This window comes from Bradyrhizobium altum (assembly GCF_020889705.1).
Taxonomy (GTDB): Bacteria; Pseudomonadota; Alphaproteobacteria; order Rhizobiales; family Xanthobacteraceae; genus Bradyrhizobium; species Bradyrhizobium altum.
On sequence record NZ_JACMYP010000068.1, the window covers coordinates 1 to 15,152 of the forward strand.

The 15,152-nt window shown below is 58.8% G+C and carries 9 protein-coding genes and 1 pseudogene; 2 read left to right on the forward strand and 8 right to left on the reverse strand.

Annotated features, from left to right (window positions below; all coding sequences use genetic code 11):
* Window positions 1-1,116: 1,116 nt before the first annotated feature.
* The 5 genes from xopAG to H8B02_RS18440 form a co-directional block, all read right to left on the reverse strand.
* Complete coding sequence (gene xopAG / locus H8B02_RS18420) at window positions 1,117-2,505, reverse strand: XopAG/AvrGf1 family type III secretion system effector (protein ID WP_229167534.1); 1,389 nt, start codon at window positions 2,503-2,505, stop codon at window positions 1,117-1,119.
* A gap of 794 nt (window positions 2,506-3,299) precedes the next feature.
* Window positions 3,300-3,812, reverse strand: coding sequence for an Hcp family type VI secretion system effector (locus H8B02_RS18425; protein ID WP_229167535.1), 513 nt, complete (start codon window positions 3,810-3,812; stop codon window positions 3,300-3,302).
* A gap of 192 nt (window positions 3,813-4,004) precedes the next feature.
* Window positions 4,005-4,364: a hypothetical protein gene (locus H8B02_RS18430; protein ID WP_229167536.1), complete on the reverse strand. Its 360-nt coding sequence runs from the start codon at window positions 4,362-4,364 to the stop codon at window positions 4,005-4,007.
* Window positions 4,361-5,860 (reverse strand): type VI secretion system Vgr family protein, encoded by a 1,500-nt coding sequence (locus H8B02_RS18435; RefSeq protein ID WP_229167537.1) that lies wholly within the window; start codon window positions 5,858-5,860, stop codon window positions 4,361-4,363. The genes H8B02_RS18430 and H8B02_RS18435 overlap by 4 nt, the downstream gene beginning before the upstream one ends.
* A gap of 827 nt (window positions 5,861-6,687) precedes the next feature.
* Window positions 6,688-6,915, reverse strand: a complete 228-nt coding sequence (locus tag H8B02_RS18440; protein WP_229167538.1) for a hypothetical protein — start codon at window positions 6,913-6,915, stop codon at window positions 6,688-6,690.
* 581 nt (window positions 6,916-7,496) lie between these two features.
* Here H8B02_RS18440 and H8B02_RS18445 point away from each other — a divergent pair.
* Both H8B02_RS18445 and H8B02_RS18450 read left to right on the forward strand, forming a co-directional pair.
* On the forward strand, window positions 7,497-8,762 hold the full coding sequence (locus H8B02_RS18445; RefSeq protein WP_229167539.1) for a hypothetical protein: 1,266 nt from the start codon (window positions 7,497-7,499) through the stop codon (window positions 8,760-8,762).
* A gap of 219 nt (window positions 8,763-8,981) precedes the next feature.
* A pseudogene (locus H8B02_RS18450) lies at window positions 8,982-9,245 on the forward strand (transposase); the annotation flags it as partial.
* A gap of 277 nt (window positions 9,246-9,522) precedes the next feature.
* Here H8B02_RS18450 and H8B02_RS18455 read toward each other — a convergent pair.
* The 3 genes from H8B02_RS18455 to icmH form a co-directional block, all read right to left on the reverse strand.
* Window positions 9,523-10,392: a serine/threonine-protein kinase gene (locus H8B02_RS18455; protein ID WP_229167540.1), complete on the reverse strand. Its 870-nt coding sequence runs from the start codon at window positions 10,390-10,392 to the stop codon at window positions 9,523-9,525.
* A 292-nt stretch (window positions 10,393-10,684) separates the two neighbouring features.
* Window positions 10,685-14,251: a type VI secretion system membrane subunit TssM gene (tssM, locus tag H8B02_RS18460; protein WP_229167541.1), complete on the reverse strand. Its 3,567-nt coding sequence runs from the start codon at window positions 14,249-14,251 to the stop codon at window positions 10,685-10,687.
* Window positions 14,252-14,264: 13 nt separating this feature from the next.
* Window positions 14,265-15,143 carry a type IVB secretion system protein IcmH/DotU gene (icmH, locus tag H8B02_RS18465; RefSeq protein ID WP_229167542.1) on the reverse strand — a complete coding sequence of 293 codons (879 nt, stop codon included), beginning with the start codon at window positions 15,141-15,143 and terminating at the stop codon, window positions 14,265-14,267.
* Between the last annotated feature and the right edge of the window lie 9 nt (window positions 15,144-15,152).

The window sequence follows — 15,152 nt, forward strand, 5'->3', positions numbered from 1 at the left end:
GCCGTTCCATACATGTCGCGCTATACGTGCGCTTCGTGAGGGTCTCCTACGTCACCGAGGACGATCTTGCCGCGGCTAAGACGTCCGTGCGCAACTAGGAGGCGGCGGAGTTCGCCGACTTCCTGGCAACCCGCTGGCAGCCTTGGGACACGCTGGTGAGCCGCATCGCACCCGAAGCTTATGCTGCGAAGGCCGGATGGGCGAGGAGTTGGAGAGCCGATTGGCGCAACGGCTGGCTGATCATCAGCCGACCAGCGACGCCGACCCGCCCATCCGAGCCCGAATCCGCAACGAAATTGTCCGCGAGATCAAGGGTGAGCTCATGCAGAAGGTGCTCGCAGAGCACGGCCTGGAAAGGTTGCTCTTACCTGACAACTCCCGCCACGGGGTAAGCCCTCATGCGCGGCGGCGATCAGGGTGAGACTCCAGCCAGATTGTCGCGCTATACCCTCTGGTCTGCCATCCCGCCTAACGCGCAATCGGCGATCCGCTGAAATGCCTAACTGGGGCGTCGCCTGGTGCTCCCTATTGCAGATCGCTCCCCGTCGCGCGGCGGCATTGAAGCCTGTCGCGATCTGCAGAAAGACATCGCCCGCCTCGGCTGCGATATCAGCGGTTGCCATCGCAAGGACCATTGCCCGCGGATCATATATCCTAAGAACGACTTTAGCCGGTCTCGGGCCAAAATTGGCGGCGCAGGCTCGACAACCCCCGTTGTCGCCCAAACCGATACAATTGGATAACGGAAAACAGCGCACTGGTGATACCGCCCTATGACGCGACAGTATCGAGCAAGCGATAACAGGCCAGCCCTATTACGCGAAATCAAGCAACTATACTCCGCGCAGTCGATCACTGCGTCATTCCGGATGACTGCGGCACCGTCATCGCCCACTTCTCGTTTTTGGAGCGCGACCAAAGTCTTTTCTTGAAATTACGACATGCGGATTGCGTCCCCGCCTCATCGTTCGCTCGAACGAGCCGCTTTTTTCATTCTCCCGGATTCGACCTCCAGCGTCTCGGGACGCATCTGTGCAATGAGATCGGATCCAACTCGTCTTCCAGCTCTGATCGCCTCGAGAGCGTCGTATCGCTAATGCTCGGTTCCTTACGGCGTCAACTCTGCATCGAGAGATATCTACCGCCGTAATACTCTTGCGCGGCTTTCCGACACACTGCCTCGTAGAACTCGTCCGCGTCTTCGATTGCATAACCAGCGCCAGCGAAGCAGCCTCGTGCCACCTCGTGGAGCGTATGCCTTATTGACGTCGTATCGTCGTATACGGCGTTAAGACACGCGACGATGACTACGACCTCCTCCTTCGAAAGGCGCGGCTGGCCACTCATCAAGCGCGCGTGATTGATGCAGGCGACCGCGTTGGCGCACGTGAACGAGTCGCCCAATCCCGAGCAGTCCTCGAACCCATTGCTCTGCTCGTTCAACTTGACGTGCGCGATGGGCAGATATTTCAAGTCATCCATCTTAGCGTAATTCAACTCCTCGCCTGTCACGCGACCATGACGCGACCGCCTCTCCTGGAGCCAGCCGTCGAGTTGGTGCAGATTCGGCCCAACCCAACTTTTGTTGCGTTTGAGCGGGTTCTTATTTGGATCTTCAAACATAAAAGTCGCATCGAGCCTGCTGGTTTCCGCCCGTGACAGCCAGCCTTGCTCCGACAGGGTCTGCATCACGACGTTCTCAGCGTGTCCCCAATGCTCATCCGCAGCGTAGACCTGCCTGAAGTTCAGGATGGCTTGGCCGGCCGCGAACTGGACCTCCTCTCCGAGACCGCAATCCTTGTCGAGCAGCGCCTCGAGCCTCTCGATACATCGCTTGAAAGTTAGTCCCTTCTCGCTCTGAATGGCATCGTGGAAGTGCTGCATGCCCTTGTTCACGAACGGTTGCGTGATTGATCTTGAGGTGTAGCCGTAAGCACCAGTTTCCTCGTTGAGCACGCCCGTCAATGCGTACTTGTTCTTTTTGTCGTATAGCGGGCTCTTCGTAAGGTCCGGATCCTTCGGCACTTTCGGTGGCCTGTACTTGGCCACGCACTCATCCTTTACGAGATGACCCTTCATACAGCTCAGGTTCCGCACAAGAGCCGTGCGCGCCTCTGTGGAATCCACCAAGCGACCAACGTGTATATAGGTCGCCGCCCGGTAGTCGATCATCGTTACGAACAGGTTGTTACCGCAGGTACGGATTGGATTGAGGGGACGCTCATTGAGGCGCCGAGTGTCAGAATCGGCAGCGTGATACGACGTGTAGTACTCCCTTGCCTTCGCCTGAGCCAGTCTGAGCCGTTCGTTACTGGTGAAGCCCTTCTTCCCGTCGTGCAGTGATGTCGTAGAAAGGAAGAAGTTGTTTGCGACCTCATTATAGGCGTAGCCCGCGCCCGCGAGATACAATCCGTATTTCACTGCGCGCGCAACGTTTGGCCCGTCTCCGCTCCTGCCTTTCCCTCCGTCTTCATTATTCGTTTCCCTCCCGACCTGCCGCACCACAGAGCTCCTCCCACCTGGAGTTGCTACACTCCGGGCACTGACCGCAGCAAGTGAATGCCGCTCTCCATGGAGCGCAGTCATCGAACTCGGGGCCTCGGCCTGTCCGCCGACGATTTGCCAAACCTGGGAGCGAAGCGCAGCAAGTGAATGGTCCGCTTGGTGAGGCGCACTGAGGACGCTTGCCCCAGCCTGTTCGCCAACGATCCGCCAAACCCGGGAACGTAGAGAAGCAAGGGAATTGCCCATTTCGCGGAACGCAGTCATCGAGCTAAGCTGTCAGGCAGTTCACGAACGATCCGCCGGCTGAGTGGCGAACATCGTCAGGGCTGGTTATTCCCAATTCACATCTCATGCTCGTCAATCACGGCCATGATGCAGGATCAACAGCACGATTGCGGCTTCTCTTGGCGCGCGCGACATTTCGGTCCGAACACGATCGACTTGATGCACCGCGAGATCCCAAGCCACCAAATGAATCGGTGGATTTTTGCCGCGTGTCTACGTTGTGCGTCGGACAATATGTTCGAGCCGCAAGCATATGAGCCCGGCTTGCTCAAACCACCTGGTCACCGCACCCATTGTAGGAGCCAATGCCGCAGGCTTATCCAACACTCTGTTAAGCGAAGCTGGACCAATCTACCAACTCCTCGTCGTGTCCACACACTGCCATGAAGCAGACCCGGCATGACCACCTCGAAGGCCCGGACGCGTCGATGCGGGCAATATATCCACCATTGCCCGCTCGTGCCTCGGACCAAGTCATCGCCCTTCGCTTCGCAAACCTGACAGGGGGGTTACCATTTATCCTCGCCGCTGGTGCTGCCGGGAACGTGCTCCCATTTCACTTCTTTGTAGGTGAAGGACCAGTCTTCCATGTTTTGAAAGAAATTGTTCTGCGGATTGATCGTCAGCGGCACATAAGCCTTGCCTTCGACTAACGTCGCGTTCTTCCAGCTTATTTTGAAGAAGTTCTGCGGCTGCGGCATTCCCCCGGGGTCGGTGCGATAGAACTCGCAAACCACATCTTCGAGCACCTCGTTTGTTGCCAGCGCCTGCCATAGCAACGGCGAGGCACGATCGAAGAACTTGGTGAAGAGCACCGGCCGGTGGTTGCGAGCGCCCGTGGCGACACCGCTCGTCGCGTCGCGTGGAACGATGATGCCACTGGTGAAAGCGACGACGGTGATCTTCCCTTGCTTGTCCGAGTCACCCTTGGCGACCTGCCCAATGCTATCCGGCTTGGAGGCATCCTTCGAGATGTCACCCTGCTTCTTTCCCTTTATTTTCAAGTAGGCTTCAAGGGACACTTTGCCCTCCTGTTTTCTGACATACACCGGCACGCGCCGGCGCGATGGATATCGCAAAATCCATGCCAAGAGCGGTGGCTATCCGCTACCAAGTATCGCGAGCCTTCCCGATCCGACGGCACAGCGCTGCGCGGTCGTCCAGACACCGGCACCATCGAGCGACGACATCGTCGCGATCGTGACAACGAGCTGTCAGGGCGTAACCGCGCCGACGTGCTTCAATTGACACGAGACATCGAGAAATGCACGCGTGGCAACGTCGAGGACGGCCCGCCCGGTCACACCGTAACCCGTGCCGTTATCGACAACGACACTGCCCTTCAGCGCGTAGACTAGCACCGCGCGAGGGCCGCGTTGTTCCTGCCCGAGACAGTGCGTAGACAATTTGAGGCGCAATTCTCGTCCATCACGAAGCCGTTGCGACCGAATGCCATCGGCCGATGGCGGCGGCATGTCGATCGATGCTGTCGGCAAGATGGTTGCGCGTGCCGCATCAGCGACCGCTTCCAACAGCGGGTCGATCTCATGAGTCGCTGGACGCCAGGCGGTCATAAGGCGCCAGAAGGTGACGCAGGTCCGTCGTAGATTTCGATCGAGGCGCCAGATTGCGACTTGAGGCGATTGAACAAGTGCGTGTCCGAAGTCACTCCTCCCTTCATATCGGGGTTGTGGACCGCCCCGATCACGACTGGTCGGTCAATGTCGCCGTTCAAGTAGCCGACCATGACTTCCGTTCCTGGCACCAACGGACAATGCAAGCCGGTTTGATTCGGACCTACATAAGGTTCGAGTTTGCGCACGTAGTCGCTGCCAGCGCCTTTCGCCAGTTCCTCGGCGAATGTAAACTGCAGCCTGTAGCGTCCCTGGTCGTCAATCTCGGCCCGCCCATTCCAGGCTTCTCCATCGACCGTGGCGGTGTGAAGGCCGACGCCCAGAGGCACAGGCGTCATCGCAACCGGTCGATAAGGCACGTCCGAGCGGATGCAATGGACCATGTTCTGGTAGGCTCGCCCATTCTGCATGGCTGCATGGAATCCAGTCGGGGCCGGGCAATAGGCCGAGTGATCCGCGGCGATAACGAGATACTTGCCATCGAAGCGGGGATGGCCCTCGAGTTCGAAGATGACGCCAGCTCGCAGCTCCGGCGCGTCGCTGTGAGCGATGTACATTGTCTGGCCGGCGCAGATCTGTTCGACCCGGATCCGGGCCAGGGCGGTCGCTTCGGCTTCGTTCGCAAAATGCCCACCGAAGCGCGAGGCCTTGCCCACAAAACCGCTGCCTTGCCCGACCTGCTGATCGACAGAGACGACGGAAGGCACCGTTTCATTATAATCGCGGAACGCGATCGTCTTTGTCGAGAGAACCCGGCGCTGTCGGAACGAGCGAACGGCGCTTTCGTCGACGCTTCGCGGTGCCTGCCGCTCGTGCGCGCGCGCGTAAAGAATCCTCGACTTATCGCCGAACTTGACGTTGGGAAAGGCCAGATTCTTGTCGCCAAAAACGACGGTTTCACCGTCCTCTTCTTGCTTGAAGAAGTAGAAAATTCCATTCCGTTCGCAAAGGCGCGAAATGAACGTCAGATCACTTTCGTTGTATTGCACAATATAATTTCGCTTCGGATAGCGATCAAGATTGTATTCGCTGGGAATTGCGATGCTCACTTTGCCCAACTGCAATTTGATGATGTCCTCGACACCCACGGGTTGGTCAGGGCCATAAATGCGGCTTGCAACGGAGAGCTCGGCGACCGCAAAGCGCGGTCGCAGGACAAACTGGAGCACCCGCAGGTCGGTCACCGTAGGGTCGAGTTCCTCGATTTGGGCGCACAGGCCCGAGGCAAGCCATCGCCCACATGCGGTTTTGACAGACAGCGTGGCGCGCTCGCCAATCAAAGAGCTGGTATCGACATCGCTCGATGTCGTGGCGTAAATCACGTAGTTAAACGGCAAGGAAATACACTCCGTGCCCTCGAAACCTTGGACGTTGAGCTCAATGCTGCGCTTGCCGCGAATGTCCAGGTCAATGCTGAGATTGGATTCGTTGGTCATCGGCGCACCAAATCAACTGCGGCAGTGCTAACAACGCTTGCCACAGTGCCGCGGAGCAAGGGGCCGCCTGGGAGCCCAAAACACCTAGTGCAAACGATATCTCACGTTCCCGACCCGTTTTACGACGGCAGCAAGCGCCGACAACGGAGGCAGACTCGGGACGATCGAGGACCAGGCGAACTCGCCGACAGGCTCGATACGGTCGCGTCGATGCCTGAAGCGAGCCCGCCGTTCCGCGGGCGAAATGGTAGGCGGCCAGCCAGCCCGACGTCAGTTTCTCGTTGCCATGAATAAGGTATCGCGATTGGCTGGCGCCGCATGGTGCACGTTCCAACCGTGCATCTGGCGTCCTTGATTGTGAAGAGTTCATCGCCTCTCCAATGCTCCGAGCGCAAGACGCATCTTGCGGTGATCTTTGCCCCTCAGCAAGGGACCGACAGCCGGGTGGTGCATTTCGAATTGGCTCCGGCACTAGCATTGGCCACCTCGCGTCATTGTTGTGAGCCCAATCGACTGGCCCATGCACCTGTTGCGTGTGGCTCAGGTACGGTGGGGATATGTCGGGCTTCCTTCTCGAAAACGATGCGCGTGGGTTCAAGGGAAAGCGAGCGTCATTCGCCCAGCGGTTCGTGGACTCTGTGCATCGGTGTTTCTGCATTTCAATAGCAACAGTTGTGCCAATGGGCATTTCCTCTTTGAGCTGCTGTTCAGGTTCTGAAAAGCTGCGGTTTGCCAGATTAGTGTTCTCAAGCTGACAAGGCCGGCGCGACTGTCAGACACCCCACAAGGAGTCAAGCTGGCCCAAACCCCAAGGTTCTTTTGCTGCATCACATGATTTGTCGATCGGGAAGAACCGCTACTTTTGAATAACCGACTAGCCCGAGATGATCGGCAAACGACATTCGACGCTGGAAGATGCGTCTTTGACGGGTAATGGCGATGCTGCTTGCTGCTACCACGCTGGAAATAGCGTTACGGGTCTGAGAATTGCCCAGCAAAAGGGCATGTCGACAATGGTCGTAACCGAACAGACGCTCCAGACTGGTCTGTTTCACTTCCCGGCATCGCGCTCGAATTGGATATCTTCTCCCAGCCTAAGCATCTCAGAAAGGCGCGACGCGCCTTACGCTCGTAAGAGGGGAGCGTTATGATCAGTTCAGGCGCGGCGCCGAAGATAGTTCAGGCGCGGCGCCGAAGATTGCGTCTCCTGTCTTCGAACCGATTTGGATGGCCGTGATAACTCCAGAGCTACCGAGGACGCGGACATTACGACGCGAGAGGACGCCCACGGAGTGCCGGACAAAGGAAAGGGATCCAAGCGGCAGAGCGTGGGCGGCAGATGAGCCGCGGCGTGAGCCTCTCGTCTCTCAGCGATTGCCTTCTATGAGCGAACGCGAGAACGGGTATCAAGAAGCCCAGATGATTGTGGTCGTCAGAGTTCTCGTGGTCATCGCGGCATGTATGGCCCAGCGAGCAAGTATGGGCTGCGGGAAGATTGATCGCCGAAGGAGCGACGGCAAATCGCGCTGCTTTTCAATTTTAAGGCATCGGGCTCAACCGAACTCACGTAACATGCGCGCTTCGGATCGAGCGAACATGTCTCAACGCTGCAATTGCACATTTTTCGGAGGTTCGCGTGAGCGACAGCAGCAGCGGCTCCAATCAGTGGCCGCGCCCCTATCAGGTGGATACGCAACTCTATGGCGACTTCTGGAACTGGCTTGCTGCGAAGCTTCCGCGCCGCCGCTCCTACGGTGCCGCCCTGGCCGCAGGCGATATATACGACTTCCTCGCGTGGATCCGCGAGACCAACAGACCCCCAATGGCCGACCGGATTGCGCTGTCATCGTCGGACGCCGACGTGCAAGCCTATGCAGCTGACTATATAGGGCGCGATGTACCGCTGATGGGTGGGTTTCGTGACCGCCTGCTGAACTTGCGAGATATGCTTCGGGACCTGCAATTTGAGAACTGGGCTCGTGAAAGGAACTTGATGTTTCAGGCCATTGAGGGGGCTAGGCCATCGTCGTCGGACAGCCGTCGCAGCTCTACCACCGATAGCGGTAGCATCCATACCACCGACAGCAGCAGATCCAATCGGGGACCCGCCCCTTATGACGTGGATTTGCCACTCTATGAGGACTTTTGGAATTGGCTTACTGAGAAGCTCCCGAACAGTCGCTCCCGCGGCGCCGAACATGCCGCTGACGATATGAGCGATTCCCTCAGGTGGATCCGCGAGACCAACAGACCGCCAATGGCTCACCGCATTGCGCTGCCGTCGTTGGATACGGACATACAAGCCTATGTACGCGACTACATAGGGCGCGACGCACCCACGATCGGCGGGTTTCGTAACCGTCTGCTGAATTTGCGAGATATGCTTCGGGATTTCCACCAGGTCCAATTCGAGAACTGGGCACGTGCGAGGGGGACGATGTTTCAGGGCTTCGGAATTGCCGGGCCACCGTCATCACCACTGGCACCACCCACAATGCCGTCGGGTGGACCGATCCTTACAGCCGGCGCAGAGGCTAACCCGGCACGGCGTGACTTCGGAGTTTATGTCCTCCCCGGTTGGCGAGGCGGCATTGCTCCGGACCCGCTGATCGCCGAATTGCGAGAAAGCGGCCTCCTTCCGACGTCATTGCGGCCACAAAGTGTGCTTATCAACGGTGCACGCTATGCTGCGCTATTGTGGCCAGGTCGGGCGCCCGTAACGCCAAATAATCCGCAAGGCGAAAACGTTATCCTCACGCCTGGATACAGGGAATTAGGGCTCCAACCTCACCCTCGAGTTGAGCCGATGAACCAAATCGGGCCATTGCCCGATATCGCGATATCGGAGAGAGTGCCGGCCGTAACTGGATCCACGGCCCGCGCGTGGCCGACGCCCGCCTGATCAGCGTACTGAGAGAGTTCAGACTGCCGCCGACCCGTCAGGTCCCAATGCGTCGGCCGTGAAGAAGCTTTCAAACGGTTGATCTGGGGTCGATTTTCTGGGCGAGAGGGTTGTTGAGATTGCAAGGTTTTGGGGCTTGAGGGCTCGGAAGCTTGCAATTTCGTTTTTGGATTCCCTAGAATCGCGAGCCGTGATTGCGTCGTTGCATCGGAGGGCACGATGCGACCCAAGGATCGACGCGACACGGGACAGACCGATCTGCTGCGCTCGCGGCTGGACGCGATCATTGATATGGGCCACCCGCTGGTGAAGCTGGCCGGGACGATCGACTGGTCGTTCCTCGAGCAGAAGTTCGGAGCGGTCTATGAGGACAAGCCGGGGCGCCCCCCGCTGCCGACGCGGCTGATGGCAGGGCTGGCCATTCTCAAGCACACCTACGATCTCTCCGACGAGGTCCTGTGCGAACGCTGGCTGGAGAACCCCTCACATGGGGAATTGGGTGTCAAGACAAGATGCACCTTTTTCCAACGCCTCATCCGATGGCTCAGGCTTTTGTTGCGCCAAATCATAGCCGCGACCTTCCCGAAGCCCTTGATCAATCCCGCCTGAGATCATGGTTCTTCACGGACGACCAATGCCCCTTTTTCTACATCCACCGCGAGCGATACACAGCCGAATCGAGGCCCGACGGCCGCATCCTTGTCATCCATCGACTCTAGGCTTGCCAAGGGGACGCGCTGGCTGCGACCAGAGGCATCGGCTACCCCCACCATCGATAGAGCCAGCGCGGGCAGGCAAGCCGCCGGACGAACTCACTGACGGTGTCGATCCGGTCGCCGCGGTTGAGGGCAAGGCCCGAAGCGAGCACCCGCCATTGCGCTGACGAAATAGTCGGCGGCGGAGCCGGTGTGAGATTTGCGTTAAGTGCCTCGTTGGCTGGCCGCTGCGCATAAGGGTGGTTGCCAGTCAGGGTCAGATAGGCGACCACTGCGAGAGAATACACATCGTCGCTTTCTGTCCGTGGCTCACCCATCAGCATCTCCGGCGACGCATAAGCCGGTGTCAATAGTCCAATGTCGTCGAGCAAAGTGGTGGCCCTGTCGCGTTGCGGCGGAGGGTCGAGCATGAGGACTGTCCCAAAGTCTACAATCTTGATTTCGCCGGTCGAGGTCATGAAGATGTTTCCCGGTTTGAGGTCGCCATGGACGATCCCTAGACTGTGCATGTGAACGAGGCCCTGCCCGACGGCGCGGACGATCTGAAAGGACACGGAGGGTGACAGCGGCCGTCCCTGACGATCGGCCAGGACCTGCGCCAGCGAGCGGCCCTTCAAGAGCTCCATGACCAAGTAATGGTACTTGCCGTCGTAGTCGGAATCGTAGATCCTGACCAAATTCCGGTGTACGCAGTCACGCAAAAGACGCGCCTCGCGGTGCAATAGCTGTACTAATTTCTGGTGCATCTTCGCATGTGGTTGGATGACTTTCACTGCGACTTCTGGACTTTGTTCACGCGCCCACAGGCCGGTCCGATCGATCGCACGATAGATGGTGCTGGTACCGCCCTCGCTAATAACCTCTGCCAGGTCGAAACGGCCGCCGAGCACGTATCCCGAGGGGACCTCACTCACAGCACAACCTCAAGTAGGCATTCTATGATCGCACTCATGTCGTTGGTCGCCTGTTGCGCAAAAGCGCAAGGCAGGACCCCGCCCGTCGGAACGTCGACTGCCAATAATCCGCTGAACTCATGATACGGTGTTGCCGTTACGATCTAATTGCGGCCTACCTGGAACGTGTCACCTGCTTACTCATCGCCACCAGGGGCGGCGTACCAGCATTGCGGCGGACCTCACCGCTCCCACCAAGATGCCGCCAGCGGCATATGCTCGCCTCCTGCCTACAAAGCTGAGAACTCTCCTATCATAGGTGATCCGGACATCGGAACGAACGAAGGACACCCAAGCTGAACGGATTGCTTACACTTTCCGCCCGCAATTCATAGGTCACGTCAGGCCGGTCGGGTCGTCCGATCGTGATCGTGAAACGGTCGGGAGCGCCACGCGAGGTGGGTCGCGAGGCATCGATGAGACGGAACAGAGCCCAAGGGCCTGAGCGCTCAATCCTCTCCTCGGTTCCGTCCAGAGAAGCAAGGGCGACGGAGGCCGTGCTTGCATCGGTTCGACTCGGCCATTCAAGGTCGTAGGCACGGGGCGCCTCGTGACGATAGACGATCTCCTTGCCATCCATGACAAAAGTCGCGCGCAGAAGTTTAGAGGCGAGATAGACGGGCTTGATGCTGAACTTCACGGCCGGAGCGGAACCCGAGCCGCTGAAAAAGGACATGCGAATCTCTCGCGCGCGTTGAAATTGAGCCAGGGCATCGGCATGGATCGGCGCCGTCGCGCCGTCGATAGTTGCCAGCCCAAAGCCGGTTCTGCCCTCGATGACGAATGGCGACAGGTACTTCTGAAAAAAATCATCGAGGATACCGCCAGGGCGAAAGAGATCGCTGAAGTCCTTTAAGGTTACGTCCTCGGTCGCGGCCGCAAACAATGGATAACGCTGGTAGACGCCAGCCTGGCAGATCGGCACCACCTCCCGTGTCCACACGGCATTGACGTGACCGTGTGCCTGTCGAAGCAAGACGCTCCATGTCGAGAGCGCGATGTCGTTCATGATGGTACGAACCAGTTCGGGCCGTAGCGCTGAGTCAGCGCGCAAGATGCCGAAGGCATCGTTGCTCGGATCCTTGATACGTCGCTGAAAGAGCTGAAATGCGGCCTGGCCGGGATCGGGCGCGGTCGCGATGTTGGCCATCGTTGCATACAGGCCGCCGAAAAGATCGCGGATGTGATCCATGCTGGCCGCCTGTCCCGAGGCTCCGCCTATGCCCAGTTGGACGAGAGGCCGGAAGGCTTCGGTGATCCGTGTTCCCGGCCAGGGGGCGTCGCCGAATGCCGCTGAGAACACGGCGGCCGTTGTCTCCCCCACCTTCGCCGCGGTCTGCTCTCCGGGTGGAGGCAGGTTCGTATTGTCGCGTACGAGGAAAATGATCTGCTGCAGTGCGCTTTCCGGGCCGGCCAGCCCACGCAGGATCGCCGATGCACGCTGCATATCGTCGAATTTGACGATGCGGACGCGGCTCAGCGCGCTTGTCCAAATACGAATGTAATCGGCAACATAGCGATCGACGACCTTGCGCACGATCTGTTGCGTATCGGCCGCGTCGAACGAGCCGTTGGCAAGGACCCAGTCGCCGCTTTGCTCGTCCTGGACAATGAGTGGAAGGCGCGGCAGCAGGAAATCGATCAAACCATCCCGTGTGAAGATGCCCGGGATGATCGCAGTGCCGCCCGACGAAGGGAGATCCTGCTGACCAATTGCGGGGAAAACAGCTTGGGGCTTTATCTCCAGCTGGCCGGCTCCCAGCAGACTGACCATGTCGATTGGCCGGAGCTGCGTGTTCTCAGCGCCTTCGCGCAAAAGCCGGGCGTAGACCTGCTCGACGAGCGGACGTTCCATCAGCCGCAAGCCCGCCGCAATCACGAATTTCCGGCCGCTCGTGATGGGTTTCGGCAGCAACTCGATAAGACGTGAAAAATGCTCCTGCAGTTCGCCAGCTGATATCGTCTCGAGCGCAAACGTAAGCGCCACTTCACTGCGCATAGCCTGTTCGACTTTGCCGCGATCGAAATGCCTCGGATCGCCCAGCATCAAATAGATGCGGAACATTTCCTTGGTTTGATCCAGCAGAGTATCGTTGCCCGACCGCAATAGCGCATCAATCCGAACGGCAAGCCTTCCAGCAAAAACAGGCAGCAGGCGGTCGACCAGAATCTGGTCATAGGTTTGTTGCGCAGCTGGCGCGAGCACCGGGGCGGCCGAAATCCCGAGACCGCCAAGCCATGCAAGCCAAGTGTTCTCGCCAGCTGCCAGACACAGCCGGCGCGCGGAATTGAGGGTGGGCAGGAGCTTGACCAGATCCAGCGGCTCGCGTACCTCCTTGAGGCGCGCTTGCAGTGTCTGTGCGGCCATTCTGGTTTCAGCGATGCGTGCTTCGCTGCGAGCGAATGCGTCGTACCACTGAGTCAGCGCGGCGACCGCCAGTATGACTGCCGCGAGGTAGCCACCGCAGTGCACGATCGCGAGCTTGCGTTCGAGTTTGAGATTGCGACCGACCAGCCCCTGCTCAGCGAAGATCACGTCGGTCAGCAACTTTCTGATGAAGAATGTCTTTCCCGGCCCGATGGACGGCGTGGGTGGGCTAGCGTGCACACCGAAATTCCTTCTGATCGCACCGCTCATCGTCTCGATCGGCACTCCTTCCTGAGCAGCGCTAGTCAAGTAGACCCCGCGCAGCATCGGTTGCACTTGCACTTCGAATCGGCTGGGCCGGAAGATCTCGCTAACGAAGGCGCTGACCGCGGTCCGGATGCTCCACAATTCTTTCGGGAACATATACATCATTGCACGACGGTCATGATTACGTTCGTCATGCATGCGGAACGCCAAGTTGGCCTCGAGTCGCTCGGCAAGTTGCTGAATCTCGAGGGTTACGGCGTCGTCGATGTGATCGCCTGGTCCCTCGAGAGGAAAGGTCTTGCCCCAGACCTGGGCACGACCATCATGGTCGAGATCGTCGAAATACTCGGTGAAGCCAGGTACCAGATCGCATTTGGTTACCAGGACATAGACCGGAATACGCATTCCAAACGTCTTGGCGAGCTCCTGTATCCGCGAACGAATCGACTGGACAAGCCTGCGCCGGTTGTCATCGCTCGATAAGAGATCGCGCAGGCTAATCGCAACCAAGATCCCGTTGATCGGTCGCCGGCGCCGATGCATGGTAAGAAGATCGAGAAAGCCGTGCCAGGCCGCGCGATCGACCTCGGCATCCGTATCCTGTGTCGTATAACGGCTTGCCGTGTCGATAAAGACTGCCTCTTCGGTGAACCACCAGTCGCAGTTTCGCGTGCCGCCGACGCCCGCCACTGGATCGACGCCGAGCCGTTCGGCCAGCGGAAACTCGAGGCTCGAGTTGCGCAGGATCGTTGTCTTGCCGGCGCCCGATGGTCCAATGATGATGTACCAGGGCAACTCGAACAGATAGCTCGGTCCGCGCTTGCCGGCGAACACTGTATCGCGCAGGACCTTCAGCGCGTCCTCGAAGCGTCCACGGATGAGATCGATCTCCTCCTCGCCACGATTTTTGGAGGTCGTGATGAGGGCCTCGCTCGCCATCAATGACTTGATAACGCGTCGGTTAGCACGGTGCGCCAGCCAGTAACGGACAAGGATGATGACGAGGACCGTCAGGGAGAGGCAGCCGATTGTGGCCGCGCGAACTGCCTTCGAAACCAGCGGATGCTGATCGAACAGGTCAAAGTGGGGGCCGCCGAACCAAATCATCGCGTCGACCAGCAACAAGGTGACCAGCGTGATGATGCCTCGAACCGAAAAGAGGGCCGCGAATCGAGCGCCAAACACCTGCACCTCCTCTTTAGCGTGGTCCGGACTGGCCGATCATGACGAGCAGCTGCTCAACGGGCGCGAGTTCGTCCGATAGACGCCAACGGAAGACACCGTAGCCGATCAGCCCACTGACTGCTGCGGCGGTGAAGATGATCCATAACGGCATGTAGCGACGCACCCGCGTACGTACTTTGGCGCCGCGCCATCGGATCGATAGTTCGGCCGGTGGTTCGCTCGTATAATCCCGCAATAGACGCCGAACGTCGGAACGCAGGTCTTCAAGCCGCTCGCGGCCTCCTTCCACCACGCGATATTTGCCCTCAAACCCCATCAACAAGCAGATGTTGATGAGCTTGAGCAAGGCGAGATACTTGGCCGGCTTTGCCTGCACGCGTTCGAGTATCTGGAAAACCTTCTCGCCACCCCACGTCTCGTTATGGAACTGGTTAAGCAGACTGTTGTCACTCCAGGCGCTCTCACGGCCCCAGCGCGTGGTCATCACCGCTTCGTCCAGCAACGCGCATATCACATAACGGGCGGCTGTGACATCGCTGTCGCTCACCTGATCTTTGGCCACACGCGCCTCGAAGCGGCGAATTTGCTCGACAATTACGCGACGCAACACGCCTATATCGGCTTCGTCGACGATGCGAAGCTGCGCGACGACCGAAAAGAGCGGTGTCGCGGCCGCGACCAAGACGTCCTCCACTGCCTTTGGCTCGAACAGGCTTTGCACGACGATCTCGGCATGGTTCGCTGCCCACACCTCGTCGGATTCAGATACAGGCGACGACAGAGCGCCTGTCGGGAAGGCGATATTCGGCGCAACGCAAGCGGAGGATTGCCCCACTTGAGTGTTACGAGCCGGACCGACTGGCCTGCGTCCGATGACTGTCGGTTCATCCATGTGTTTAGG